At 45.9% G+C, this 26265-nt stretch carries 20 protein-coding genes and 3 tRNA genes; 18 read left to right on the top strand and 5 right to left on the bottom strand.

Translation table 11 applies throughout. The features are described from left to right. Positions 1–178 precede the first annotated feature (178 nt). From ACO0K1_RS00755 to ACO0K1_RS00700, 12 genes are all read left to right on the top strand, one after another. Complete coding sequence (locus tag ACO0K1_RS00755; RefSeq protein WP_423021916.1) at positions 179–1048, top strand: alpha/beta fold hydrolase; 870 nt, start codon at positions 179–181, stop codon at positions 1046–1048. A gap of 30 nt (positions 1049–1078) precedes the next feature. Further along, positions 1079–1429, top strand: a complete 351-nt coding sequence (locus tag ACO0K1_RS00750) for a RidA family protein (protein ID WP_423021915.1) — start codon at positions 1079–1081, stop codon at positions 1427–1429. A gap of 8 nt (positions 1430–1437) precedes the next feature. Further along, the gene (locus tag ACO0K1_RS00745; protein WP_423021914.1) at positions 1438–3675 is read left to right on the top strand and encodes a RelA/SpoT family protein; all 2238 of its coding nucleotides are present in this window, start codon (positions 1438–1440) and stop codon (positions 3673–3675) included. A gap of 114 nt (positions 3676–3789) precedes the next feature. Beyond that, positions 3790–3866 (top strand) — tRNA-Val (locus ACO0K1_RS00740). 209 nt (positions 3867–4075) lie between these two features. Further along, a complete protein-coding gene (thrS, locus tag ACO0K1_RS00735; protein WP_423021913.1) occupies positions 4076–5986 on the top strand; it encodes a threonine--tRNA ligase in 1911 nt (636 codons plus the stop codon). A 72-nt stretch (positions 5987–6058) separates the two neighbouring features. Continuing rightward, positions 6059–6580, top strand: a complete 522-nt coding sequence (gene infC, locus ACO0K1_RS00730) for a translation initiation factor IF-3 (RefSeq protein ID WP_186911918.1) — start codon at positions 6059–6061, stop codon at positions 6578–6580. A 175-nt stretch (positions 6581–6755) separates the two neighbouring features. Beyond that, entirely contained in the window at positions 6756–6953 is a 198-nt protein-coding gene (gene rpmI / locus ACO0K1_RS00725; protein WP_110253942.1) for a 50S ribosomal protein L35, read from the top strand. A 27-nt stretch (positions 6954–6980) separates the two neighbouring features. Then, positions 6981–7340 carry a 50S ribosomal protein L20 gene (gene rplT, locus ACO0K1_RS00720; RefSeq protein WP_186911883.1) on the top strand — a complete coding sequence of 120 codons (360 nt, stop codon included), beginning with the start codon at positions 6981–6983 and terminating at the stop codon, positions 7338–7340. 227 nt (positions 7341–7567) lie between these two features. Then, entirely contained in the window at positions 7568–8584 is a 1017-nt protein-coding gene (gene pheS, locus ACO0K1_RS00715) for a phenylalanine--tRNA ligase subunit alpha (protein ID WP_423021912.1), read from the top strand. A gap of 49 nt (positions 8585–8633) precedes the next feature. After that, positions 8634–11060 carry a phenylalanine--tRNA ligase subunit beta gene (pheT, locus tag ACO0K1_RS00710; RefSeq protein ID WP_423021911.1) on the top strand — a complete coding sequence of 809 codons (2427 nt, stop codon included), beginning with the start codon at positions 8634–8636 and terminating at the stop codon, positions 11058–11060. Between the two features lie 44 nt (positions 11061–11104). Beyond that, positions 11105–11518 carry an integration host factor subunit alpha gene (locus tag ACO0K1_RS00705; protein ID WP_423021910.1) on the top strand — a complete coding sequence of 138 codons (414 nt, stop codon included), beginning with the start codon at positions 11105–11107 and terminating at the stop codon, positions 11516–11518. Between the two features lie 8 nt (positions 11519–11526). After that, positions 11527–11901, top strand: coding sequence for a MerR family transcriptional regulator (locus ACO0K1_RS00700; protein ID WP_423021909.1), 375 nt, complete (start codon positions 11527–11529; stop codon positions 11899–11901). 67 nt (positions 11902–11968) lie between these two features. Here ACO0K1_RS00700 and ACO0K1_RS00695 read toward each other — a convergent pair whose 3' ends face one another. The 4 genes from ACO0K1_RS00695 to ACO0K1_RS00680 all read right to left on the bottom strand — a co-directional run bounded on the left by ACO0K1_RS00695 (position 11969) and on the right by ACO0K1_RS00680 (position 15966). Next, positions 11969–13969: a methyl-accepting chemotaxis protein gene (locus tag ACO0K1_RS00695; protein WP_423021908.1), complete on the bottom strand. Its 2001-nt coding sequence runs from the start codon at positions 13967–13969 to the stop codon at positions 11969–11971. Between the two features lie 496 nt (positions 13970–14465). After that, positions 14466–14541, bottom strand: a tRNA-Asn gene (locus ACO0K1_RS00690). A 74-nt stretch (positions 14542–14615) separates the two neighbouring features. Then, positions 14616–14691 (bottom strand) — tRNA-Asn (locus ACO0K1_RS00685). A gap of 60 nt (positions 14692–14751) precedes the next feature. Continuing rightward, positions 14752–15966: an aromatic amino acid transaminase gene (locus ACO0K1_RS00680; protein ID WP_423021907.1), complete on the bottom strand. Its 1215-nt coding sequence runs from the start codon at positions 15964–15966 to the stop codon at positions 14752–14754. 236 nt (positions 15967–16202) lie between these two features. Between ACO0K1_RS00680 and uvrB the strand changes: the two genes are divergently transcribed. Together uvrB and ACO0K1_RS00670 are read left to right on the top strand one after the other, a co-directional pair. Continuing rightward, positions 16203–18308: an excinuclease ABC subunit UvrB gene (uvrB, locus tag ACO0K1_RS00675; protein WP_423021906.1), complete on the top strand. Its 2106-nt coding sequence runs from the start codon at positions 16203–16205 to the stop codon at positions 18306–18308. 208 nt (positions 18309–18516) lie between these two features. Then, complete coding sequence (locus ACO0K1_RS00670; protein ID WP_423021905.1) at positions 18517–21900, top strand: S41 family peptidase; 3384 nt, start codon at positions 18517–18519, stop codon at positions 21898–21900. A gap of 159 nt (positions 21901–22059) precedes the next feature. On the opposite strand, the gene ACO0K1_RS00665 is transcribed toward ACO0K1_RS00670, so the two are convergent. Beyond that, entirely contained in the window at positions 22060–23385 is a 1326-nt protein-coding gene (locus tag ACO0K1_RS00665; RefSeq protein ID WP_423021904.1) for a diguanylate cyclase, read from the bottom strand. Between the two features lie 436 nt (positions 23386–23821). Between ACO0K1_RS00665 and ACO0K1_RS00660 the strand changes: the two genes are divergently transcribed. The 4 genes from ACO0K1_RS00660 (at position 23822) to ACO0K1_RS00645 (ending at position 26232) form a co-directional block, all read left to right on the top strand. Further along, positions 23822–24403, top strand: coding sequence for a DJ-1/PfpI family protein (locus ACO0K1_RS00660; protein ID WP_423021903.1), 582 nt, complete (start codon positions 23822–23824; stop codon positions 24401–24403). A 162-nt stretch (positions 24404–24565) separates the two neighbouring features. Next, positions 24566–24910 carry a ribbon-helix-helix domain-containing protein gene (locus tag ACO0K1_RS00655; RefSeq protein WP_423021902.1) on the top strand — a complete coding sequence of 115 codons (345 nt, stop codon included), beginning with the start codon at positions 24566–24568 and terminating at the stop codon, positions 24908–24910. A 256-nt stretch (positions 24911–25166) separates the two neighbouring features. Further along, entirely contained in the window at positions 25167–25712 is a 546-nt protein-coding gene (locus ACO0K1_RS00650; protein ID WP_423021901.1) for a cysteine hydrolase family protein, read from the top strand. A 73-nt stretch (positions 25713–25785) separates the two neighbouring features. Next, positions 25786–26232, top strand: coding sequence for a hypothetical protein (locus ACO0K1_RS00645; protein WP_423021900.1), 447 nt, complete (start codon positions 25786–25788; stop codon positions 26230–26232). Positions 26233–26265 lie beyond the last annotated feature (33 nt).

The raw sequence follows: 26265 nt of genomic DNA, 5'->3' as shown, positions 1-26265 counted from the left end.
GTTTTTTTTCGTTTTGATGATTGGTTTAATGTTGCCTGTGTTGTTTGAGTGAATTGTTCGCTTGTCCGCGCGACTAAAAGCAATCAATATGCACGTAAATCAATGATATAAGTACCCGTGTTCGCTAAAATAGTAAATTGCGAAGTTTGTCATATTCACACAAGATCAAGGAATCTCTATGCCAGCTCAAAGAAAATCCGTGCAGTGCTTGTCTCCGACTGGTTTGCATACGATGTCCTACCAAGAGTGGGGAGATGCTAACAATCCTGATGTTTTGGTTTGTGTGCATGGGCTGGCACGTGTGTCTGACGATTTTGATGTGTTGGCAGCTAATTTGTGTAGCCAGTATCGGGTAATTTGCCCGGATGTTGTTGGCCGCGGGGCGTCTGGGCATTTACGCAATCCGATGCATTATCAAATCCCTCAATATGTGAGCGATATGGTGACATTGTTAGCCAGACTCGATGTCGAAGAAGTCGACTGGTTTGGAACATCCATGGGTGGTTTAATTGGTATGGGTATTGCTTCTCTTGAGGGTAATCCTATCCGGAAATTGTTGCTTAATGATGTTGGGCCTGCGCTCAATCCTGTGGCCTTATCGAGGATTGGTGAATATGTCGGGCAGGCGGTATCGTTTGAGCGTTTCGATGAGGCATTGGCGTATATTAAGTCGATTTCGCAACCGTTTGGTGCACACTCGGAAGCGCAATGGGAGAAATTGGCGCGTGATGTGTTGCGCCAGAATGAAGCGGGACAATGGATAAAACACTACGATTTGGGTTTGGGCTTGCCATTTAAAGCAACAACGCCAGAGCAGGTGGCAGCGGGCGAAGCGATTTTATGGGCGACCTATGATGCGATCCGTAGTAAGACTTTGGTGGTCCGCGGCGAAAATTCTGATTTGTTATCGATCGAAACTGCAACTGCAATGACAAAGCGTGGACCGCATGCGAGTCTGGTGCAAATTCCGGACGTTGGTCATGCGCCTACCTTTGTCAGTGCTGAGCAAATTGCGATCGCGCGTGATTTTTTTCTAAGTAATAACTAGTCGTACAGGCGTTTTAAAAAAGAGTAAAAAATGGAAATTAAGAGATTACATGTTGGCGGCCGTTTGTCAGAGGTCGCGATTCATAATGGTGTTGTCTATCTGGCCGGGCAGATTCCAGAAAACACACGCAATGATATCGCTGGCCAGACGGCAGAAGTGTTGGGTCACGTAGACCGCTTGCTGCAAGAAGCCGGAAGTGATAAATCACGTATTTTGTCTTGTCAGATTTTTTTATCTGATATTTCACTGATTGCTGAAATGAACCAAGTCTGGGATCAGTGGGTTGCACCTGGCAACTCACCTCCAAGAGCAACCGTTGAGGCAAAATTAGCAAGTCCAGAATGGTTGATTGAAATCATTGTAACAGCCGCACAAACGTAAAGATTCGTATGGTATCGACCTCCATTTTCGCTTCCGCATCACACTTGTCTGACGGCTTGTCAGATGCAGATAAAGAGCGACTCATTTCTGCGATTGAGTTCGTTACGCCTTTTTACGCTGAACGTTCGGTTGTCACAGAACAGAACGCTTTGCAATTTGTGCTGGGTGTCGTCTCGACCTTGGCAATGCTGCGAACGGACGTAGATTCTAGAATTGCTGCTGTGCTCTTTGAGTTACCAGAATTATGTCCGGACGTAGTCCCGCAAATCGAAACCCGATTTGGAAAGGAAATCGCAGATTTAGTCATCGGGGTTCGACGTTTGATGAAGTTGCGTGAAGCTGCATTGACGCAACGCGATGCTGGTCGCGGCAAAGATGCGGCTGAAAAAGCCGCTGTGCAAATGGAAACCTTGCGCAAGATGGTGCTCGCAATGGCAACCGATATGCGGGTGGTGCTAGTGCGTTTGGCGTCCCGTGTCACCACTTTACGTTATTTTGCTGAGTCCAAACGTGAGGATGCGTCGACAAAGCAATATGCAAGTGAGACCATGGATTTGTATGCGCCCTTGGCGAACCGGCTCGGTGTGTGGCAATTAAAGTGGGAGCTTGAAGATTTGTCGTTCCGGTTTCTTGAGCCGGAGCAGTATAAACGTATTGCCAAAATGCTTGAAGAGAAGCGAGTTGAGCGAGAAAGTTTTGTCGTAAATGCGATCGCACGCTTGACCACTGAACTGAAAGCGGCCGGAGTAAAAGCGGAGGTGAGTGGTCGACCTAAACACATCTACAGCATCTGGAAAAAAATGAAAGGAAAGTCGGTTCATTTTGATGAGCTTTATGATGTGCGTGCCTTCCGTGTGATAGTCGACGATATCAAAGATTGTTATACCGTTTTGGGCATTGTGCACAACGCTTGGGCGCCTATTCCTAAAGAGTTTGATGATTATATTTCGCGCCCCAAATCCAATGGCTATAAGTCGTTGCATACGGTCGTTGTGGTGGAGGATGGACGGCCCTTGGAAGTGCAGATTCGTACCCGCGAAATGCACCAGTTTGCAGAATACGGCGTCGCTGCACATTGGCGTTACAAAGAAAGTGGCGGTTCTAATTTTACCGCCCAGGAGTACGATGAAAAAATCGCCTGGCTACGCCAATTGCTCGCTTGGAAAACGGATATTGCCGACGCCGTCGTTGAACATGAAGAAGTACAACGTGAATGGGTTGAGAAACTCAAGGCAGCGAGTCTTGATGACCGAATTTATGTGTTGACGCCGCAAGCCCGCGTCATTGAGTTGCCATGTGGCGCAACCCCTGTGGATTTTGCGTATCAGCTACATACGGATGTGGGGCATCGGTGCCGTGGTGCGCGGGTTGACAGCATCATGGTGCCATTGAATACGCGGCTACAAAACGGTCAAACCGTTGAAATCATCACCTTGAAAACCGGATCATCGCAAACGGGGCCATCACGCGACTGGCTTAGTCCGGAGTATTCTGTCAGTACCCGAACTCGCACTAAGATCCGCGCCTGGTTTAATGCCATCGATCAGCAAGAGACTTTATCGTATGGGCGCACTTTAGTTGAGAAGACGCTGCAGCGAGAAGGTAAAACAGCAGTGAATCTCGAAGAGCTTGCACGTAAGCTAGGATTTGCGGCGCTTGACGAGTTATTTTTATCAGTAGGTAAAGAGGAATTTAGCTTACGTCAGATTGAAACGGTTTTACGTGACAATGCACCCATAGAATTACCCGATGAACTGCATATTACTAATAAAAGCAGGCCGTCGAGCGTTACTCAGGGCGCTAAGTCAGGTGTGCTTGTCGTCGGCACTGATGGTTTGATGACAGCATTGGCGCGATGCTGCAAGCCTGCTCCGCCAGATAGTATTGTTGGCTTTGTAACTCGCGGTAAAGGCGTTTCTATTCACCGATTGACGTGTAAAAATTTTGCAGAAATGCGAAATAAAGCGCCTGAACGCGTTATTCAGACAACTTGGGGCGAGCAAGTTAAAGACACTGTTTATCCGGTGGATATATTTGTTCTTGCTCAAGATCGTCAGGGCTTATTAAGGGATATTTCGGAAGTCTTTTCACGCGAAAAAATTAATGTTATCGGCGTGAATACACAGAGCGCAAAAGGGCAGGCGAGGATGTCATTCACGGCGGAAATCGGTGGCACAACACAGTTACAGAAGGCATTAACGGTCATCCGGGAAGTCAATGGAGTGCAAGAAGTGCGACGCCAGTAACATGGATGTCGTTTCAGGATTGGCCAATTTAGCCTGAAAATCAGGCGTTATGGAAAAAAGTGCCCTTGGGGGCTAGTAATTATTTCCCTGTTTCTGCTATACTCTCGTTTCTTTAGACGCGTAGCTCAGCTGGTTAGAGCACTACCTTGACATGGTAGGGGTCGTTGGTTCGAGTCCAATCGTGTCTACCATAGAATTTAGTAGTACCTTTAGATAAGAGCGAGAAAGGCATCCTGGTTATGACACCGCGAACTACCACGCAAATGGTTTGGGAGCGACTCTAGTCGAGGATCTTTTTCGTCGGTATCAAATGTGAAAAAGCACGGCTAGCCGTGCTTTTTTTTCGTCTGCATTTTTTAATTCCCTTTTTTAGCAAACTTCTTTCTCTTTGGAGAGTGATATGGTCTCAGTAAAACTTCCTGATGGTTCGCAACGACAATTCGATGCGCAGGTAACGGTTGCGCAAGTTGCAGCCAGCATTGGTGCGGGTCTGGCCAAGGCTGCATTGGCTGGTCGTGTTGATGGTAAGTTGGTTGATACGTCTTATTTAATTGAGAATGATGTCGAGCTGGCGATTGTCACTGATAAAGATGTAGATGGTCTTGACGTGATTCGTCACTCGACAGCGCATTTGTTGGCTTACGCTGTGAAGGAGTTGTTTCCCGAGGCGCAGGTCACGATCGGCCCGGTGATTGAAAACGGCTTTTACTATGACTTCTCGTACAAGCGGCCATTCACACCCGATGACCTGGTGTTGATTGAAAAGAAAATGGCTGAATTGGCTAAGAAGGATGAGCAAGTTACTCGCAAGGTCTTGCCGCGCGATGAGGCGGTTGCTTACTTTAAGTCGATTGGTGAGGCGTATAAGGCGGAAATCATTGAATCGATTCCGGCGGATCAGGATGTTTCTTTGTACACAGAAGGCAGCTTCACTGATTTGTGTCGCGGCCCTCATGTGCCGTCGACTGGTAAATTGAAAGTGTTCAAGTTGATGAAGTTGGCTGGCGCGTACTGGCGCGGCGATTCCAAAAACGAAATGTTGCAACGTATTTACGGCACTGCATTTGCTAAAAAGGAAGATCAAGAACAATACTTGCATATGCTGGAAGAGGCGGAAAAGCGTGATCACCGCAAACTTGGTAAAGCATTGGACTTGTTCCATTTCCAGGATGAAGCACCTGGTCTTGTATTTTGGCATGCAAAAGGCTGGACTATCTGGCAACAAATTGAGCAGTATATGCGGAAAGTCTATCAAGACTGTGGTTATCAGGAAGTGAAGGGGCCACAGATTCTTGATAGTAGTCTGTGGAATAAGACCGGTCACTGGGCTAATTACAAAGACAACATGTTCATCACTGAATCGGAAAACCGTGCGTATGCGCTCAAGCCGATGAATTGTCCTGGTCACGTGCAGATTTTTAATTCGGGTATGAAGAGCTACCGTGATCTGCCCTTGCGCTTTGGTGAATTCGGCCAATGTCATCGCAATGAGCCATCTGGTGCTTTGCATGGCATCATGCGTGTACGCGGTTTTACTCAGGATGATGGACATATTTTCTGTACTGAAGAGCAAATTCAGGATGACGTAATCGCATTCCATCCACAGGCCATGAAGGTCTATCATGATTTTGGTTTCAAAAATATCGCTATCAAGCTTGCTCTGCGTCCAGATAATCGCATTGGTACTGATGAAATCTGGGATAAAGCAGAAGAGACTCTACGTGCGGGCTTGCGTAGCTGCGGCGTAACTGAGTGGGAAGAATTGCCAGGTGAGGGGGCGTTTTATGGTCCTAAGATTGAATATCACCTGAAAGATAGCTTGGGTCGTCCATGGCAAGTTGGGACGATGCAGGTTGACTTCTTCATGCCAGGACGTCTGGGGGCGGAATATGTCGCTGACGACAATAGCCGCAAAGTGCCTGTTATGTTGCACCGGGCAATTGTTGGTTCTATGGAACGTTTTATTGGTATTTTGATAGAAAATCACGCTGGAGCCTTGCCTTTATGGTTGGCGCCAGTGCAAGTTTCTGTGTTGAATATCTCTGAGTCGCAAGCAGAATATACTAAGGAAGTTGCAGAAAACCTGAAAAAACAAGGGTTTAGAGTAAATACTGATTTGCGTAATGAGAAGATTACATATAAAATACGCGAGCATTCTATTCAAAAATTACCTTACATCTTAGTAATTGGCGATAAAGAACGGGATGCCAACACAGTGGCTGTGCGTACGCGTGGCAATCTGGATCTGGGGGTAATGCCTCTGGATGCCTTCATTTCTCGCCTTCAAGACGAGATAGCAAACAAGGTTTAACAGATCAGTCAGCAATCTCCCTTTTTGAGGGAGATGGCACGGTGAAGATTTTATTTTTTAAAGGAAACTGCAATAGCTACCGAAAGAACACATCGTATCAACGGTGAAGTTACCGCGCCTGAAGTGCGCTTGTCTGGCGTTGATAACGAACCTCTGGGGATCGTTAAACTGGGTGAAGCCTTCCGCTTGGCCGAAGAGGCTAATGTGGATTTGGTGGAGATTGCACCAACCGCGCAACCTCCAGTTTGTCGTTTGATGGATTACGGCAAGTTTAAGTACCAAGAGCAGAAGAAAGCTCATGAAGCCAAATTGAAACAAAAAGTCATTTTGGTGAAAGAAGTGAAATTCCGCCCTGGTACTGATGATGGTGATTACAACATCAAACTGCGTAATTTGATCAAGTTCCTTGATGATGGCGATAAAACCAAGATCACTCTGCGTTTCCGTGGTCGTGAAATGGCGCACCAGGAAATCGGTATGCGCGTTCTCGAACGTCTGAAGCTGGATCTGGAACCGTATGGTCAGGTAGAGCAATTTCCAAAAATGGAAGGTCGTCAGATGGTCATGATTCTGGCGCCGAAGAAAAAGAAGTAATTTGTTTTAAAGTAGTAAAAAAAGAATTTTGCGATGTGCGTTTGATGCGTATTGCGAAAGACCTGCTATGAAAGTAGCAGGTCACATAAGTGAGAAGTAGGCATCCAAGAGTAGCGATCGTTGCTGCCACCTACCATCATATAAAATGAGGCTGTCGTAATAGACAGATAGTGCTATGCCAAAAATGAAGACGAAAAGCAGCGCAAAAAAGCGCTTCCGCGTACGTCCAGGTGGTACCGTTAAACGCGGTCAAGCTTTCAAACGTCATATCTTGACTAAGAAAACTACCAAAAACAAACGTCAATTGCGCGGTTCCGTAGGTGTTCATGACACCAACATGGTATCCGTAATGCGCATGATGCCTACAGCTTAACCTCATACTCATTATTAAGGAGTTATTATGCCTAGAGTAAAACGTGGGGTTACAGCTCGTGCCCGTCATAAGAAAGTTTTAAACCTTGCAAAAGGTTACCGTGGTCGTCGTAGTAAGGTTTACCGTATTGCTAAGCAAGCTGTTATGCGCGCTGGCCAATACGCATACCGCGATCGCCGCAACAAGAAACGCGTATTCCGCGCACTGTGGATTACTCGTATCAACGCAGCAACACGTCAACACGGTATGACTTACAGCGTGTTCATGAATGGCTTGAAAAAAGCTTCTATTGAACTCGACCGTAAAGTACTGGCAGACATGGCTGTGATGGACAAACCAGCATTTGCTGCGATTGTTAATCAAGTTAAAGCCAACCTGGCTGCGTAATTAGTAATTTGTAGTCGCTTGCGATATGTTCTGCATATCGCATCTATCAAGCGGGGCAGAGGTTGATTCCTATGCCCCGTTTTGTTTTCAGCGCATTGAGAACTTTTTATTAATCTGCTCTGGCCTGGTGAATGTGCTAAAGATATTTTTCTTAGTGTCGCAGAACCTCTGCTTGGATCAATTTTGTAAAAGTTCTATCATTATCAGTTTGTAAGCGGGAACAACGCATGAACCCTTTAGACCAAATCGTCAGCCAAGCCTGTGCTGATTTTCTTGCGGCAGCAGATGCCGCTGCGCTGGAAAATGCGAAAGCCTTATATCTGGGCAAAAGTGGCCAGATTACCGAACAAATGAAAAGTCTGGGCAAACTCTCACCAGATGAACGTAAGACACAAGGCGCGGTCATTAACGCCGCCAAAGTGCAAATTGAAACAGCATTGACAGAGCGCCGTGATGCGCTCGCCAATGCCCAATTGCAAGCACGTCTGAACGCAGAAGCGATCGACGTGACCTTACCTGGTCGCGGCCGTGGCGTGGGGGGGATTCACCCTGTGATGCGTACCTGGCAACGGGTAGAAGAAATTTTCCGTTCGATTGGTTTTGACGTGGCCGATGGTCCGGAAATCGAAACCGACTGGACCAACTTCACTGCATTAAACAGCCCGGAAAATCACCCGGCGCGTTCTATGCAAGATACGTTTTATATTGATGGCAAAGATAGTCAAGGTAAGCAGTTATTGCTGCGTACTCATACTAGCCCTATGCAAGTGCGTTATGCGCGCATGAACAAACCGCCGATCAAAGTCATCGCACCAGGCCGCACTTATCGCGTCGATAGCGATGCAACGCACTCACCGATGTTCCATCAGGTTGAGGGTTTATGGATTGCAGAAAATATCAGCTTTGCCGATCTGAAAGGTGTGTATCTGAACTTCGTCAAAGCTTTTTTTGAAACCGATGATTTGCAGGTTCGTTTCCGTCCATCGTACTTCCCATTTACAGAACCATCGGCCGAAATCGATATCGCTTTCGGTAGCGGTCCGTTGAAAGGTCGTTGGCTTGAAGTTTCCGGCTCTGGTCAAGTGCACCCTAGCGTGATTCGCAACATGGGTCTTGATCCGGAAACTTATATCGGCTTTGCTTTTGGTTCAGGCCTCGAACGTTTGACGATGTTACGTTATGGCGTCAACGATCTGCGCCTGTTCTATGAAGGCGACTTGCGCTTCCTGAAGCAATTCAACTAAATTTTTCGAGCGCACTGCGCTCAGGCATCTCACATTAGACGGCTGAATTATGCAATTTTCTGAAAACTGGCTTCGTACCATGGTTGATCCGAAAATGTCCTCGGATGAACTCTCTCATCTGTTGACCATGTCGGGCTTAGAGGTCGAAGAAGTTGAGCCTGTGGCTCCTCCTTTTAATAATGTTGTTGTCGCGGAAATTCGCGAAATCGCTAAGCATCCTGATGCGGATCGCTTGAATGTCTGTCAGGTAGATGTTGGTACTGGCACCTTGTTAAACATCGTTTGCGGTGCGCCTAACGTGCGCGTCGGCATGCGTGTGCCATGTGCGATGGCTGGCGCGATTTTGCCACCAGGCGCGGACGGTAAGCCATTCGAAATTAAAGTTGGTAAGCTGCGCGGCGTTGAATCGCAAGGTATGTTGTGCTCCGCCCGCGAATTGAAATTATCGGATGATGCCGGTGGTTTGATGGATCTGCCGGCGGATGCGCCAGTTGGTCAGAATTTCCGTGATTACTATCAGCTCAATGATTTGAAATTCACCATCAAGCTGACCCCAAATAAAGCGGATTGCTTGTCCGTATTAGGTGTGGCACGTGAGGTGTCTGCTTTGACGGGCACACCTATGCATCTGCCTACGACCAAGGCAATTCCGGTAACACTGGATGAAATTTTGCCAGTCAAAGTTTCCGCGCCAGATTTATGCGGTCGCTTCTGTGGTCGCGTAATACGCGGCGTGAACGCGAAAGCGGCAACGCCAGAATGGATGAAGCAGCGTCTGGAGCGCAGTGGTCAGCGTCCTATCTCTGCATTGGTCGATATCTCTAACTATGTGATGTTAGAACTAGGTCGTCCTTCACACGTATTTGATCTCGATAAGATTCACGGTGGAATGGATGTGCGCTGGGGTAAAACTGGCGAGTCAGTCAAGCTGCTGAACGGCAATACCGTTGAGGTTGATGAATGGATCGGTGTCATTGCTGACGATAAAGAGATTGAATCTCTGGCTGGTATCATGGGTGGTGATTCAACTTCCGTGACACTGGATACGCAAAATATTTATCTGGAAGCCGCATTCTGGTGGCCGAACGCAATTCAAGGTCGGTCTCGTCGTTTCAATTTCTCTACCGATGCCGCACATCGTTTTGAGCGTGGCGTTGACTTCGAAAACATCGTTGAGCACATCGAACGTATTACTGCTTTGATCGTTGAAATCTGCGGTGGCACTGAGCAAGTCAAGGTTGGGCCAGTGGATGATCAGATCGTCAATCTGCCACAGCGTTTGCCAGTTAAATTGCGTACTGCTCGTGCACAAAAAGTCATCGGTGTACCTCTGACTGATGCTGCGATTGCGGATATTTTTACGCGTTTGAATTTGCAATTCACGCATCAGGATGGGGAGTTCCTGGTGACGCCGCCATCATATCGATTCGATATCGAAATCGAAGAAGATCTGATCGAAGAAGTAGCGCGTGTTTATGGTTTTGAAAATATCCCTGCTTTGCCACCTGTGGCTGCCAGCGCGATGTTGATCGCACCTGAAAATGAGCGTTCATTGTTTGCAATTCGTCGTTTAATCGCAGATCAGGATTATCAAGAAGTCGTCAACTATAGCTTTGTCGAAGAAGCATGGGAAAAAGACTTTGCAGGTAACGATGCGCCGATCAAATTATTGAATCCCATTGCAAGCCAGATGGGTGTGATGCGCACGAATCTGATCGGTAGCCTGATCGCGAATGCACGTTACAACCTGAACCGTAAAGTTAACCGCGTCCGTATTTTCGAAATCGGTGCAGTCTATTTGCGTGATCAGGCGGTCGCTGATGGTGCTTTGTCGGTCGCTGGTTATCATCAACCTAAGCATCTGTCTGCGCTGGCCTATGGGCCGGTTGTAGAAGAGCAGTGGGGCGCAGCACAGCGCAACGTCGACTTTTTTGATGTGAAAGCCGACTTAGAGGCTTTGTTTGCACCTAAAGCTTTACGTTTTGTCAAAACTGAACACGTTGCATTGCATCCTGGACGTAGCGCAAGCATAGAATGTGATGGTAAACACATCGGCTTCATTGGTGAATTACATCCGCGCCTGCAACAAAAATATGACCTGCCATTGGCACCGGTGGTATTTGAAGTGGAAACTTTAGCATTGCAGACAGTGAGTGTCCCGGTTTACCATGAGATTTCTAAGTTCCAGGCGGTCACACGTGATCTGGCATTGGTCGTAAAACAAGGCGTTGCGGTGCAAGATTTGCTCGATGTATTTAAGGCGGAAGCGCACAATAATGAAGTCTGTAAAATTGTGCAAGCCATTGTTTTGTTTGATGAATATCGCGGTAAAGGTTTGGAAGCAGATGAAAAAAGTCTTGCATTCCGCTTTAGCTTGCAAGATACTCAAACTACCTTACAAGATGACAGAGTTGAAACGGCAATGGCTGCTCTGACCTCCGCGGCTGGCCAGAAGTTTTCGGCTAAGTTACGTTAATTGCATAACTGGCATTGCCTGATAAAGATTAGATGAGTTTGATAATGAATGACGTAAATTCCGCTGAATTTCAATCGGTTTTGGATGCTGATTTAAACCGTGCGATGCTACAAGCGAGGGCGCGTTCTCAGGCGGAAAAAGAATTGCCAACCCTGACCAAAGCTGAGTTAGCTGAATTGCTTTTTGAGCAAGTTGGCTTGAATAAGCGCGAAGCCAAAGATATGGTTGAAACTTTTTTCGATGAAATTCGCGATGCCTTGGAGAGGGGTGAAGCCGTAAAATTGTCAGGCTTTGGCAATTTTCAGTTACGTGATAAACCTCAGCGTCCGGGGCGAAATCCAAAGACCGGCGAAGAAATTCCTATCACCGCCCGTCGTGTTGTAACTTTCCATGCTAGTCAGAAGTTGAAAGGCATGGTTGATGATGCTAGTGTTCAACCTCTTGCTCATGCCGCTTAAACATACCCATGACTGAAATTAAGATTGAAACTGTCGTTTTGCCACCGATTCCAGCTAAGCGCTATTTTACAATAGGCGAGGTGAGTGAATTATGTGGTGTAAAACCACATGTATTGCGCTATTGGGAGCAAGAGTTTTCTCAACTAAAGCCGGTTAAGCGCCGAGGTAATCGGCGTTACTATCAACATCATGAAGTCTTGTTAATACGCCGCATTCGTGAGCTATTGTATGAGCAGGGCTTCACAATTAATGGCGCACGTAATAAGCTACTCGCGAGTTCTGGGCGATTACAGGTGAACGTTGATGAGCCGGATGAAATTCCAGTTAATTTGCATCAAATCAGAGATGAGTTGCGGGATATACTGACACTCTTAGTACCCTAATCCAGGCTTGAAAAAAAATCCCCGATCATTGGTCGGGGATTTTTTTTGCCAACAGCTTTCACTTAATTTAAGCGATTCTCTTCAGATGATTTTTCTTAGGTTTAATCTCAGTGCCACGCATCTTTTTTACGAGCTTTACAGTAGCGCTTTGCTCATAGCTTGAATGCTGGGTTTTGAACACGCTGACAGCAGCATTTAATTCGCTCGCCTGGCCTTCCAGATTGTTCGTCGACTTGCTTGCTTGTTCGACCAAGGCGGCGTTATGCTGAGTGATCTCATCGATGCTGTTGATTGCCTCATTAACGTTAGAGATGCCAGCACTTTGTTCTTGGCTTGCGCTGCTGACATGTTTGATTAAATCAGTGACCTGATCGACGTTCTCTGCAATCTCGCGCATGGTCTTGCCAGCAGTATTGATCATGTTGCTGCCGTTTTGAATCGCCTCGCCGGAAGATACAATTAAACCTTTGATTTCTTTGGCGGCATTGGCGCTTCGCTGTGCAAGATTTCGAACTTCACTCGCAACTACTGCGAAGCCACGACCTTCCTGTCCAGCACGTGCTGCTTCGACTGCGGCATTTAGGGCCAGAATATTTGTTTGGAATGCAATTCCATCCATAACACCAATGATCTCGGAAATTTTACGTGATGTCGCCGTGACGTCTTGCATCGTCGTTATTGCTTTTTCCATGACTTGTAAGCCATGCTGTACTGATTCTGCCGATGAATCTATCAGGGAGCTTGCTTGCGACAGGTTGCCTGCGTTCTCCTTAATGGTGCTGGTGAGTTCTTCAACTGAACTCGCCGTTTGTTGTAGTGCGCCAGCCTGATGCTCCGTGCGGCTTGCTAAGTCAATGTTTTCTTCGTAGATCTCTTTGGCTATGTTATTGATATTTTCTGCGCCTGTGCGGATGTTGTCGACCAGGTTGCTTAGGCCAAGATTCATTTTTCCGATCGCATTGATTAGTTGGGCAAGCTCATCCTTTCCGTCACTCGTCGCTGTATGTTGTAAGTCGCCGTCAGCGGTTTTCGCAATAGCAGTCGCGAGTATCGCAATATCTCGAGCGAATGAAAAATAAATACCTAATAAGAAGTAGCCCGCCAATAAAACGAGGACAATAATTGCCCCAAACATTCTAAAAATCTTATGATTTAATTCTGTGATGTGGGATTCTAATCGTGCATTGACGAGTTGTGATAATGCACTTTCTGATTCGAATAATTTATCAATGCCTTCCTGACCTGCTGCCAGGAAGGCATTGCCAGAACTTTGATTCACCGATGCCAGTACTTCGTCCTGCGCACGATCAAGGAACTTCAGACTTAGTCCCAAGTTTGCGCGCAAATTATCCAGATTCGCTTTATAGGACGGATTTTCTTTTTCAAGTGATTGCGTTTGTTCTGTTAATTGTTTGATTTCTTGACGCGCTAACATCTGTAATGAATTCAACGTAACGTCCTCGCCAGCTTCAAACAGACCGCTATCAATATAAGCGGCACCGCGACCAGCCATTACTGATAATTTGTCGGTAATCGATGGCACATTGGTCAGGTAAATTCCTGCTAACTCATGCGTCGTGAAATCGCTGTCCAGCGCTAATTTGCTACTGTAGGCGGTGCTTGTTATTTTTTGATGTAGAGCATCGAGCAATTTGCTGTATTGGGCAAAACTTTCAGCAGATTTCATTGATGCTTGTTTGGAAGTGATGCTTTGCCACTGTTTTTTGAATTCCTCCGAGGCGCCTTTATCACTAAGTTTATTTGCTACTTTTTCGGTGCTTAATTTATTTGCGCTGATTGCATCAGCAATTTGCTTGTTTCCTGTTGTCTGCATGTGTACCAGAGCACGGTATTTTCTGATTTCACTTTGCAGAGATTGATACTCTTGAATCTGTTGAATCGCCGTTTGTTTTTTCTTGGCAGCGGCCACTTCTGTCTGCATTTCGCTAAATAACAACGCGACGACCACGAACAGAGGGATAGCAAATGCGGTGGCAACAAAAGCAACTTTGTGTCCGATGCGAAAACCTTGCATCAGACGAATCGCAGGGGAGATGAGTTTGGGCACGATATGATTGTAACTAAAAATGCGATCGGAAAAACTTGATTTACGGCAAGATTAATCTACAAATGTGACGCGGTTATGACGGTTAGGACTAATTGTACGTTAGGCGTAAGGGTAGCAAATTTTGCTCAATAGACAGGATAGTCGACGAAAGGATAAAAAAGAAGGGGAAGGCTGAAATCTCGCACTCGTCAATCGTCATCGCCATGCATGGAACATAGTGCCGCGGGCCCTGTCGGAACTATGGATAAGTTATCGTATGGATTAACAAAGCGAGATTCAGCAATAGAATATCGATGTAGAACTTAAGAACTGCTGGGGAGCTGACCACACTGAAACAGACTGGCAGCGGTGTCTGGAAGTGACATTTCAATTGCTTGGAATGCACGAACCTGAAAAAATCGAGGTCTATCCAAAGTAGTTTCCAATCACTTCAAATAGCTTCAAAAAATTCTGGCGAAGAAAAAGGGCTTAACAAAAATGTTAAGCCCTAAAAATTTGGCTCCCCGACCTGGACTCGAACCAGGGACCTGCGGATTAACAGTCCGTCGCTCTACCGACTGAGCTATCAGGGAATAGAAGATAAAATCTTCGTAAAACTTTTTTTGCAGTGATTTTTTATTAAGTTCACTACGTACTTCGAATTCTGTGGCTCCCCGACCTGGACTCGAACCAGGGACCTGCGGATTAACAGTCCGTCGCTCTACCGACTGAGCTATCAGGGAACAGAGACAAAGATTATATGCGCCGAAGCCTTAGTTGTCAACGGTTCGGCACTTTTTCAATTACAAAACCTTTGCAATCGATGCAATAACTTGATCGATGTTCTTGTTGTTTAATGCAGCGACGCAAATACGACCGGTGTCGACCGCATAAATAGAATTGTTGTCACGGAGCAGGCCGACTTGTTCCTTCGTCAGGCCAGAGTACGAGAACATGCCGCGTTGTTGCATGACGAAATCAAAGTTTTGCTGAGGCGCATGGGTCTTTAATTTTTCGACAAACGCCTTACGCATCTCGCGAATTCGAACGCGCATGGCGGCTAATTCTTCTTCCCACAATTGGCGCAATTCGGGCGTGGCTAAAACGGTTGCCACAACTTGACCGCCATGGGATGGGGGATTCGAGTAGTTGGTGCGGATTACCCGTTTTAATTGCGAAAGAATACGCGCTGCCTCTTCGGCGCTGCTGGCAGCAATGCTCAAAGCGCCTACCCGCTCGCCGTACAACGAGAAGGATTTTGAAAATGAGTTAGACACAAATAAAGCACCGCCGGCTTCGGCAAAACGGCGTACTACTTGGCCATCCGCTTCAATACCGTCACCAAAACCTTGGTAAGCCATGTCGAGGAATGGAATCAATCCGCGTTGTGTAACGACGCTGATGACTTGTGTCCATTGCTCATCTGTTAAGTCTGCACCGGTAGGATTATGGCAGCATGCGTGCAGCAGCACGATAGAGCCGGTTGGCATGGTATTGAGTGCATCAAGCATCCCGGCAAAATTCACACCACGGGTGCTGGCGTCATAGTAAGGGTAAGCATTGACCTTAAATCCTGCGGATTCAAATAATGCGCGGTGGTTTTCCCAGCTTGGATCACTGATCCAGACTTCGGAATTCGGAGAGAAGCGTTGCAGGAAGTCTGCACCTAATTTGAGGGCACCTGTACCACCAATTGCTTGAGCGGTGATCGCACGTTTTTCTGTGACAACGGCACTGTCTGCGCCAAAGACCAATTCCTGAACCGCTTTATCGTAAGCAGCCAGCCCTTCGATTGGTAAGTAGGTGCGTGGTGCATACTTTTCAATCAATATGGCTTCGGCTTTTTTAACGCATTCTAATAATGGAACTTTACCGTTATCGTCGTAGTACACACCGACACCAAGATTGACCTTGGCTGGGTTTTTGTCGGCATTAAAGGCTTCCGTGATCCCAAGGATAGGATCACGCGGTGCCATTTCGATGGCAGAAAACAGAGGGGAGGAGGCAAGAGCGGTCATCGTGATAATATGGATAATTGTCTGTCGTTGTCGACAGCGAAGGTTGGTATGAATTAATAATAGTAGTCAGTATTGCAACACATAAAACTTACGCAAAAACTTTCTGGCTAGATAAGCCAAAGACGATGGTACGGATCAATACCAATGGCGCACGAGTTGCGTGAGGGTATGACGCAAAGCAGCCTGTTTGAGTAAGTTCTATGACAGCCTCATATTTTAACAAAGGTAGGAGCATCATGGCGGTAGCACCAGTGAATTCAGTCGCTTTATCTGAAACTTTGGATGAATCAAAGTTTATTTCCTTTCCCAATTCAGCTTTTCAGTTGTACCAGATGTTTCAACCCGCAGGTGACCAACCAGCAGCGATCGCCAAATTGGTAGAAGGGATTGAAGATGGCCTTTTTTTTCAAACATTATTGGGTGTCACCGGCTCGGGTAAAACCTACACGATGGCCAATGTAATCGCGCGGACAGGTCGGCCAGCTATTATTTTTGCCCCAAATAAGACGCTGGCGGCGCAGTTGTATAGTGAATTTCGTGAATTTTTTCCACGTAACGCGGTTGAATACTTTGTTTCCTACTACGATTATTACCAGCCAGAGGCCTATGTCCCACAACGTGATTTGTTCATTGAGAAAGATTCGGCAATCAATGAACATATTGAGCAAATGCGTTTGTCATGCACGAAATCTTTGATGGAGCGGCGCGACGTTATTATTGTTGCCACAGTCTCGGCAATTTACGGTATTGGTAATCCCAGCGAATACCATAAGATGATTTTGACGTTGCGAACCAAGGATAAAGTCAGTCAGCGAGATGTGATTGCGCGCTTGATCCAAATGCAATATTCCCGTAATGAAGTTGATTTTGGCCGTGGCACTTTCCGCGTCCGTGGCGACACGATTGATATTTTTCCTGCTGAACATGCTGAATTGGCCGTGCGCGTGGAAATGTTCGATGACGAAATTGAGAATCTGCAATTATTTGATCCATTGACCGGACGGATTAAACAAAAAATCGCCCGCTTTACCGTCTATCCGGGATCGCATTATGTGACGCCACGCGAAACCGTTCTTCGCGCCATTGAAACGATTAAAGAAGAATTGCGTGAACGATTGGACTTCTTCCGTCGTGAGAATAAATTGATTGAAGAGCAGCGGATCGAACAGCGCACTCGCTTCGATTTAGAAATGATGGCCGAAATTGGTTTTACCAAGGGGATTGAAAACTATTCCCGGCATTTGAGTGGTGCCAAAGCGGGTGAGCCACCGCCGACATTGGTGGATTATTTGCCCGCAGATGCACTCATGTTTCTGGATGAGTCGCATGTGCTGACCGGACAGCTTAACGGCATGTATAACGGCGACCGCGCGCGTAAAACAAATTTGGTAGATTATGGTTTTCGTCTGCCGTCGGCGCTTGATAATCGCCCGCTGAAGTTCGCCGAGTTTGAGAGCAAATTGCGTCAAACGGTTTTCGTTTCCGCGACACCTGGTGAATACGAACATCAACACGCCGACCAAGTGGTCGAGCAAGTGGTGCGCCCCACGGGACTGGTTGATCCGGAAATCGAAGTTCGTCCTGCATTGACGCAAGTGGATGATTTGATGGGAGAGATCACCGATAGGGTGAAGAAAAACGAACGTGTTTTAGTCACCACGTTGACAAAGCGGATGTCTGAGCAATTAACCGAATTTTTAGGCGAAAATGGTATTAAAGTACGCTATTTGCACAGCGACATAGATACGGTTGAGCGGGTTGAAATTATTCGTGATTTGCGCCTCGGAACCTTTGATGTATTAGTCGGCATTAACTTGCTGCGTGAGGGCTTGGATATTCCCGAAGTATCTTTGGTGGCAATTTTGGATGCGGACAAGGAAGGTTTCTTGCGTTCTGAGCGTAGCTTAATTCAGACTATTGGCCGCGCAGCCCGAAATTTGCACGGCAAAGCAATTCTGTACGCCGATAAAATTACGGATTCGATGCGCAGAGCGATGGGAGAGACGGAACGCCGCCGCAACAAACAGCTTGCATTTAATCTGGAAAACAATATCACGCCAACGGGTATTCGCAAGCAGATTAAAGACATCATTGATGGTGTCTACAATCCACAAGAAGCGAAAGAAGATTTGGCAGTGGCGCAAGAACAGGCCAAGTACGAGATGATGAGCGAGAAGCAGATTAGTCGCGAAATTAAACGTCTTGAAAAATTAATGCTGGATCATGCAAAAAATCTGGAGTTTGAAAAAGCTGCACAGGTACGTGATCAACTAGGACATCTCAAAGAGTTATTGTTTGGTGCCGGAGGGCATGATGTCATCGGTGTTATTACCGGTAAATAATAGGAGCAGTATCGGAAAAAATCCTGAGGTGAGGCTCAGGATTTTTTTTGTTTGACATACTGAAAACGCCACTCTGGTGAAAGCAAAATAGTGATAAATTATTGTTTTTATTGAACTAATTTGAGATTTTGACTCTCAATACGCATGTAATTTAACGCAAAATCGACTTGGTTCTAGGCCTGTCCAAACTACAACGGAGACAAATATAATGCAAAAGCGATTAAAAATGACCTTGATAAGCCTCGTCGTAAGCACGAGCTTTTCTGGCGGCTTAGCATTCGCTGATACTGGTTTATTAAGCCAACCAAGCTTATCACGTGACCATCTGGCTTTTGTGTATGCCGGCGATATTTGGCTTGCCGATCGCGACGGTCAACATCCAGTTCGCTTGACGAGCCATCCGGCTGCAGAGTTTTCTCCGGTATTTTCGCCCGATGGTAAATGGCTCGCATTTTCAGCTTCATATGACAACAATACTGACGTCTATGTGATGCCCGCTACGGGTGGTACACCTAAGCGCTTGACCTGGCATCCGGGTATCGACTTGGCAGTAGGTTGGAGTCCCGATAGTAAACGTGTCTTATTCTCTTCGGCGCGTGAAATTAGTAACAGTCGGAGTACACAATTATATGAAGTCTCCATTGAGGGTGGCTTCGAGCATAAAGTCATGCAGGCAATCGCCTATGAAGGCAATTGGTCAGCGGACGGTAAATATCTTGCTTATCGACCGATGTCGCAGGCCTATAACGGTAACAGCGGTTGGCGCCAACATCGTGGAGGATCAACGCCGCCAATCTGGATTATGGATGTCAAAGCCAATCAATTAGAAAAAATTCCGCATGAAAATGCGACTGATAAAGCACCCGTCTGGATCGGCGACGATGTCTATTTTATTTCTGATCGTAACGATGGCGCAGCTAATTTATTTTCCTATAATCGTCGTTCAAAAGCAGTGACACAACTGACCAAAGAAACTGAATGGGATGTTCGTAGCCTTAGTACATTTGGAAAGACCATTGTGTATGAGGCCGGTGGTGTTTTAAAAGAATTTAATACTGAAAACCGCACTACGCGCAATCTATCGATTGATTTGAGTTCACAAATTGGTCAGACGGATCAGGCGCGTCCGCAATGGAAGGATGCCAGTGCCAATCTTACCTCCGCTAGTTTGTCACCGACTGGCAAACGTGTTGTGATCACTGCGCGAGGTGATGTATTTACTGTCCCTGTGAAAGATGGTTCAGTACGCAATTTGACGGCCAGCGACGGTATCAGGGAAAAGGACGCAATTTGGAGCCCTGACGGTCAACATATTGCCTATTTGTCTGATGCTGGTATCCATCACAGCATTATTTTGCGTGAACAAACTGGTGTTGATACAGCTAAGTCCTATTCCTTAGGAAAGAGTGGCTATTTTCATTTATTGGGCTGGTCTCCCGATAGTCAAAAGATCCTGTTTGAAGACAATCATTTGCATATTTTTGTATTGAACATCGCAGATGGAAAGATGTCAACGATTGACGAAAGCGCCCGTCGCACGCACGTAGCGTTTTCATTTTCCAATGATAGCCGTTGGTTAGCCTATACCGTGGTTGGTGCGAATCATTTCTCGCAAATTAAACTACATGACTTTACAACTGGTAAGAATACGCCGCTGACGGATGGCTTGAGTCACGCGGATAACCCTGCGTTTGCGCAAGGTGATTATTTATATTTCACATCATCTAATAATTCTGGCCCGACTCAGGTTGGACTGGATATGTCAACGCAAGAACGTCCTTTGCGTAACGGTATTTACGCTGTAGTGCTGGCTGCAAATGGAAAGTCACCGCTATTGCCAAAATCGGATGACGAGAATTCAAAGGATGAACACGAAGATAAGAACGATGCAAAAAAAGATGCAAAAAAAGATGCAAAAAACGATGCAAAAAACGAAGCAAAAAAAGATGATGTAAAGGCGGCTGCCAGTTCTGGCGAAAAGTCGAGCAATAAAGCTGACGACGCAACAAAAAAAAATGTGAAGCCAGTCCACATTGATTTGGCAAACATACAGCAACGAATCGTTGCCTTGCCGGTGGCGGAAAAGAATATTGATTCTTTGCTGGTTGCTGCAGATGGTGGCTTGTTTTATCTGGATCATCCACAACCCGGTATCAGCAATGATCCTCCGAAAGAACGCAATGCGAACTCCGCTAGTTTAATGCGCTTCAATTTCGACGATAAAAAAACTAAATTAATCAAGATTGGTATTGCAAACTATAGCCTGAGTGCTGACGGTAAAAAAATCTTGTTGCGATCCGAGGGTGCAAAGCTGGAAATTGCTGACGCTGCTGAAAAAATTGAACCTAAAGCGGTCAGCTTATCTGGATTGAAAATGCGGATTGATCCACGAGCAGAGTGGCAGCAAATTTTTAATGAGACCTGGTGGATGGAAAAAGAATTTTTCTACGATCCAAATTTGCATGGCATCGATTGGGACAAGATCTATAGCCGCTATCATGCATTGTTAAAAGATGTTCAACGGCGTGAAGATTTGAACACCATATTGGTGCAAATGATCGCCGAATTGCAGGTTGGTCACAATCGGGTCGGTGGCGGTGATGTGCATCACGAGAACAGTACCGAGCTCGGTTTGTTAGGTGCAGATTTCAGTCTGGAACAAGGGCATGTGCGGATTGCTAAAATATTCCGTGGTGACCGCTGGAATCCGTTTTTGAAAGCGCCGCTGGCAGTGCCAGGACTCGATGTGAAAGAAGGTGATTTTCTTCTTGCAGTCAATGGTAAATCCTTAGATCCGCAAACAAATGTGTATTCCCTATTTGAAAATACCGTGGATAAGCAAGTCAGATTGACCATCTGTCGAGACCTCGCATCCAAAAAGACACATGACATCATCGTCGAGCCTATTGCAAATGAAGCTAGTTTGCGTCAGTGGCAATGGATAGAGAAAAATCGTGAATACGTTCAACGTAAATCGAACGGTAGGGTCGCTTATGTGTATTTGCCTGATACAGGGTCTGATGGCTATCAATACTTCAACCGTATGTTTTATGCGCAAGCAGATAAGACAGCCTTGATTATTGATGATCGCCGTAATAGTGGCGGCCAGGCTGCCAATTATGTAACCGACATCTTGAATCGCCAATATCTGGCCGGTTGGAAAGATCGAGATGGCTTGGTCTATGAGTCTCCGGGCACCGCAATTTATGGCCCTAAGGCCATGTTGATTGATCAGGATGCTGGCTCTGGAGGTGACTTTTTACCGTATGCATTTAAGCGACTTGGTTTAGGAAGTCTGATTGGAAAGCGTACCTGGGGCGGCTTGATTGGTATTTCTGCGAATCCTGAATTGATTGATGGCGGTAGCTTGGTCGTACCATTTTTCCGGGTTTTTTCACCTGAAGGAAAATGGGTCGTTGAAAATGAGGGGGTGAGTCCTGATATCGATGTTGATCTTGATCCGACGGAAGTAAATCGCGGCAATGACCCACAACTGGATGCGGCAATTAATAACGTGATGGAAAAACTAAAAACTTACCAAGACATCAAGTTGAAGAACGCGCCCGCGATGCCGACGCAACTCGGTAAGTAATCAATGTGTTGGATACGGATAGAGCTGAGACCTTCTATTGGAATAGCTCTGTCCGTATTTGAAACGAAGTAAAACTAAGAAGCATTAAGACCAATTAACTGAGGTCGAGGACTGTGCTTCAAACTTAGTTGAATGTCTGGTGAGCTGATGGCAAGGTGCTTAATGTCTGGAAGCAGGCGCACCAATGCAGATCTGATTGCGACCCCCTTGTTTTGCCTGGTAGAGCATCGCGTCTGCATGCAGGAACAGATCGTTTTCAGTCTTAAAACTTGGAAAATCAGCAACACCGCCACTGAAGCTGAAATGTTTGATTTCATCCGCGGTGACCTCAAAGGCGATTTTGCCAAAAGATTCACGCATCGCGTCTAGTTTTTGTTTTCCTTGCTCCAAATCGCAATCCCAAAAAACGGCGACAAATTCTTCGCCACCGAAACGACTGAGTAAGTCGAACTCACCTAATTGTGCCGATAAAATCAGAGATAAACGCTTAATGACGATGTCACCGAAATAATGACCCCACGTATCGTTAATAGTTTTGAACTTATCGATGTCAATGATGCCATAAGCCAACGGTTTATCGAGGCGTGCGGCGCGGCGTATCATGTCTAGTGCTTTATTTTGCAGACCTACTTTATTCAGTAGCCCAGTCGCGCGATCGCGGCTGATCAGGTCTTTGCTCGCACGGATTTTATTAATTCGATTAAGCACCTGGCGTGTCAGGACGTCACTATCAGTTGCATTCAAAATTTCATCAAAGCCACTATCAAGCGCTTTGCGTGCCAATGTTGGTTCAGGCTGATTTTGCAGCATGATAATTTCACGTCCCGGATCGAATTCAATATTCTTTTTCAGGACGCGAACCAGAGCTTCTGTATTTAGGTATTGCGCTTCATTGATTAAAACGATGTCTGGCTGCGTCTCTTTAACGCGCAGATGCAATGAACGAGCGTCATAGCATTGAATTAGTTCAACACTGTGATGCGTCAACATGTCGTTATCGAGCGGTGCATTTTCGCCAAGGTAGACAATGGTGTTTGTTTCGCCGCGTTTATGAAGACCAAACAAATTAAAAAGCTTATCAACCAGCACATCATTGGTAATTGGCTTTTCAGCATAGGCGAGGCAATTGCTTTCGACTAATTTTTGCTGTAACAGAAAACGCTCACCTTGCCGGACAGTTTGAAGGTAGACGTAGTTTTGATGCGCTGGAATGCGCTGCAATAAATCGCTCAAAAACATCGTTTGGCGACGTTGTTGTGACATGTCATTTTGCATGTTATACAACACATCAAGATCGATAACAAAAAGATCATTACCTTCAGAGCCTTCAACCGCGGTGACAAAGTCGCTCATCTGATCAAAAAACAAGATGTCAAAATCATACTTGTGTGCACAAAGTAATAATTCGTCTTTATTGTCTTTGATGAAAAAAGTCTGTGATAGCAGCAGTACTTTATTCTTAAATATTGAGGCAACTTCTGGCATTTTGTCTCCGTGTACTCTTTGCCGTGGAACATCAGCACCATAGCTAATGTTGCACAAATGAATTTTATACGAAATCCATGATGAAACGTTCTTCTTACGATGATTTTTGGCGCGTCATGCAAGTTTGTTGTTGGTTTTAATACGACTAACAGTTTAGCGCTGAAGCTGCTCTCCAAAACGTTGATATTTATTGCTACATATGGCAAAAAAATTTAAAAAATATGTAGTAGCCCGTCATTACCACCGCCAAGACAATTCGAATAACAATGATTTTCTATTTGGTGATGAAGTAATTCGCTAAGCCATGTCCCTCGTTTGGTGTCATCAGCTTGACGGTGGCAAAGCTTATACGCTCGTTTTGATCGTATTGCTTGTTTTTTTGCACCAATAGATAAGCTTAATTATTAAATAATAAACTCAATTTAATGGAGATATCATGGCAAGTAAAAAAATTCTGATGTTGGTCGGTGACTTTGCAGAAGATTACGAAGTAATGGTGCCATTCCAGACGTTACTAACGGTGGGGCATCAAGTGCATGCAGTAAGTCCAGATAAGATTGCGGGGGATTTTATCATTACTGCAATTCATGACTTTGAGGGGCAGCAAACATATACTGAAAAGCCTGGACATCGCTTCACTATTACCCATGATTTTGCCCAAATCAACGAACAAGATTACGATGCCTTGCTGATTCCCGGCGGCCGGGCACCGGAATTTTTACGGCTTAATCCACGCGTGATTGCTATTGTTCAACACTTTGCACAGCATAAAAAGCCAATTGCGGCGGTTTGCCACGGCGCACAGATTTTAGCTGCCGCTAAAGTTTTGGAAGGAATACGTTGTTCAGCGTACCCGGCATGCCAACCAGAAGTCGAAGCTGCTGGTGGACACTATGCACAGATTGCAGTGACAGAGGCGGTAACTGACAAGAATTTTGTGACAGCGCCTGCATGGCCCGCAAATCCCGCCTGGATGGCGCAATTTTTGACTTTGTTAGGTACAAATATACATTTGTAAAACTGGCACTGACCGTATAATTCAGAAACACCATGGCATGATTCCAGCAGGCATTGGCTCCGGGGAGCGAGAAATCTGCCCGGGGTCTCAATGCAACGCGGGAAGTGCAGGGTGAGCGTGGTAGGCATTGAGATGTTTTCTGGATGATATGCGGGAGAATCTATGTGTGAGATTTTTGTTAAAGCGGATCCTGGTCTGTACGAATCAAAAGCGCGCTCATTGCGCTTACACGGCGTCGTGACGTCGATTCGCCTCGAAAACATGTTCTGGGCCACCTTACATGAAATCGCTGAGCGCGATGGCATGACAACGAATCAATTAATTACCAAGCTTTACGATGAGCTGACCCAATTTCGCGGTCACATCGATAATTTCTCATCTTTTTTGCGGGTGTGCTGTTTGCGCTATACGTCGTTAATGGCAGATGGTGATATCTCTACGAATAAGCATTTACCGTTGGCAGGGGTTCTTGCTGCCGAAGCCGGCGGTCGATCGATGCTGATTTGAGAGACTCTCATTTCGCGCCATATTCATATTTTCGTCTGAGACTTGATAAACTTTTTTGGCCGTCTCTTTAGTTCTTTTTGGACTGTGATTGTGATGTGTCGTTTCATATACTCCCCTTGTATTTTGGTAAAAGCCTTTGATTAGCTTTATATTATGCTGACTCTTATAAATACTCCTCCCTGGTATATTTTTTTGCGGCGTCTGAATGGATGTAAGTCTGGAGTATTTTTTTCGTCTTTTCTAAGGATAGTGCTTGATGAAATCTGCTTTGCTGGTGATTGATGTTCAACGGGGATTATTCGATCCAGAACCCAGACCCTTCGAGGCTGATACGGTGATCTCGCGCATCAATGCCTTGGCAGAACGTGCCAGGTATGCGGCAACGCCGGTCATTTTTGTGCAGCATGAGGCAAGTGACTCAGCATTAGAATTTGGTAGCGAAAGCTGGCAATTAGAACAAAATCTGATTGTTGAAGAAGGGGATGTGATTCTCAGAAAAACAACTCCTGACTCTTTTTTAGCAACGTCTTTAGCGGGTTTGCTCGCACAATGGGGAACGGAGCAATTATTGATTTGTGGCTACGCCAGTGAATTTTGTGTTGATACCACCACACGCCGCGCTGCAGCATTGGGTTTTCCGGTTATTCTTGTGGCAGACGCGCATACAACGCATGATAAAGATCATGCGCCGGCATCAATGATACGGGCACATCACAATGCAACTTTATCGAACATCCGTAGTTTTGGGCCCGCGATTAAGGCAATCGCCAGTGAACAAATCGTATTTGGTTTAGCAATGTAGGGTAGTACCAGGCAGTAATGTTTTGAGGTTAAAAAATGAAGTAAATTCTAAAAAAAATCAGATGGAGACAAGGATGGATAGACTTAAAGGACATGCTGCGAGTGTACGCAATACTGTCAGTATCAGTGGTGGCAATGAAAGCGAAGTGAGTACGACGCATATCGCGATATTTCAGATCGGTGATAAGCAGGTGACGCTAAAATCCAAAGAGCCAGTGTTAATCAACGAAGGCAATGAGGTCGTGCTGGCAGGAAAAAATAAGAGTGGCATGTTTAATGCGCTTGCTTATAAAAATTGCGTGACCGGCGCCGAAGGGAATGCCGGCTGGTTTGGTCGCATGTTATTTGGTCTGTTTTTTCCTATCGTCAGTGTGATTGTTTGGCGAACTTTTCCAGGTGCTTCTTTTAGTATTTTCCCCAAACTAATCGCGAGCATCTTTTTTTGTAGTGGCTTGTATATGCTAGCGAGCGGTGCCAACGTTTTTCGCGCAGTTGGCGCAGTGAAAGAGGCGACTGCCTGATCACTATCGTTTGATACAGATTGATGAAACGAA

Origin of the sequence: Undibacterium sp. SXout20W, assembly GCF_049340285.1 — a bacterium.
GTDB lineage: Bacteria > Pseudomonadota > Gammaproteobacteria > Burkholderiales > Burkholderiaceae_D > Undibacterium.
Note: the sequence above shows the minus strand (reverse complement) of the source record. Positions and strands in the feature narration are given on the sequence as shown.

What these genes read in the sequence shown, in the direction of transcription:
- ACO0K1_RS00755 (WP_423021916.1), top strand. Translation starts at nt 179, where the DNA reads ATGCCAGCTCAAAGAAAATCCGTGCAGTGCTTGTCTCCGACTGGTTTG.
- ACO0K1_RS00750 (WP_423021915.1), top strand. Translation starts at nt 1,079, where the DNA reads ATGGAAATTAAGAGATTACATGTTGGCGGCCGTTTGTCAGAGGTCGCG.
- ACO0K1_RS00745 (WP_423021914.1), top strand. Translation starts at nt 1,438, where the DNA reads ATGGTATCGACCTCCATTTTCGCTTCCGCATCACACTTGTCTGACGGC.
- thrS (WP_423021913.1), top strand. Translation starts at nt 4,076, where the DNA reads ATGGTCTCAGTAAAACTTCCTGATGGTTCGCAACGACAATTCGATGCG.
- rpmI (WP_110253942.1), top strand. Translation starts at nt 6,756, where the DNA reads ATGCCAAAAATGAAGACGAAAAGCAGCGCAAAAAAGCGCTTCCGCGTA.
- rplT (WP_186911883.1), top strand. Translation starts at nt 6,981, where the DNA reads ATGCCTAGAGTAAAACGTGGGGTTACAGCTCGTGCCCGTCATAAGAAA.
- pheS (WP_423021912.1), top strand. Translation starts at nt 7,568, where the DNA reads ATGAACCCTTTAGACCAAATCGTCAGCCAAGCCTGTGCTGATTTTCTT.
- pheT (WP_423021911.1), top strand. Translation starts at nt 8,634, where the DNA reads ATGCAATTTTCTGAAAACTGGCTTCGTACCATGGTTGATCCGAAAATG.
- ACO0K1_RS00705 (WP_423021910.1), top strand. Translation starts at nt 11,105, where the DNA reads ATGAATGACGTAAATTCCGCTGAATTTCAATCGGTTTTGGATGCTGAT.
- ACO0K1_RS00700 (WP_423021909.1), top strand. Translation starts at nt 11,527, where the DNA reads ATGACTGAAATTAAGATTGAAACTGTCGTTTTGCCACCGATTCCAGCT.
- ACO0K1_RS00680 (WP_423021907.1), bottom strand. Translation starts at nt 15,966, where the DNA reads ATGACCGCTCTTGCCTCCTCCCCTCTGTTTTCTGCCATCGAAATGGCA.
- uvrB (WP_423021906.1), top strand. Translation starts at nt 16,203, where the DNA reads ATGGCGGTAGCACCAGTGAATTCAGTCGCTTTATCTGAAACTTTGGAT.
- ACO0K1_RS00670 (WP_423021905.1), top strand. Translation starts at nt 18,517, where the DNA reads ATGCAAAAGCGATTAAAAATGACCTTGATAAGCCTCGTCGTAAGCACG.
- ACO0K1_RS00665 (WP_423021904.1), bottom strand. Translation starts at nt 23,385, where the DNA reads ATGCCAGAAGTTGCCTCAATATTTAAGAATAAAGTACTGCTGCTATCA.
- ACO0K1_RS00660 (WP_423021903.1), top strand. Translation starts at nt 23,822, where the DNA reads ATGGCAAGTAAAAAAATTCTGATGTTGGTCGGTGACTTTGCAGAAGAT.
- ACO0K1_RS00655 (WP_423021902.1), top strand. Translation starts at nt 24,566, where the DNA reads ATGTGTGAGATTTTTGTTAAAGCGGATCCTGGTCTGTACGAATCAAAA.
- ACO0K1_RS00650 (WP_423021901.1), top strand. Translation starts at nt 25,167, where the DNA reads ATGAAATCTGCTTTGCTGGTGATTGATGTTCAACGGGGATTATTCGAT.
- ACO0K1_RS00645 (WP_423021900.1), top strand. Translation starts at nt 25,786, where the DNA reads ATGGATAGACTTAAAGGACATGCTGCGAGTGTACGCAATACTGTCAGT.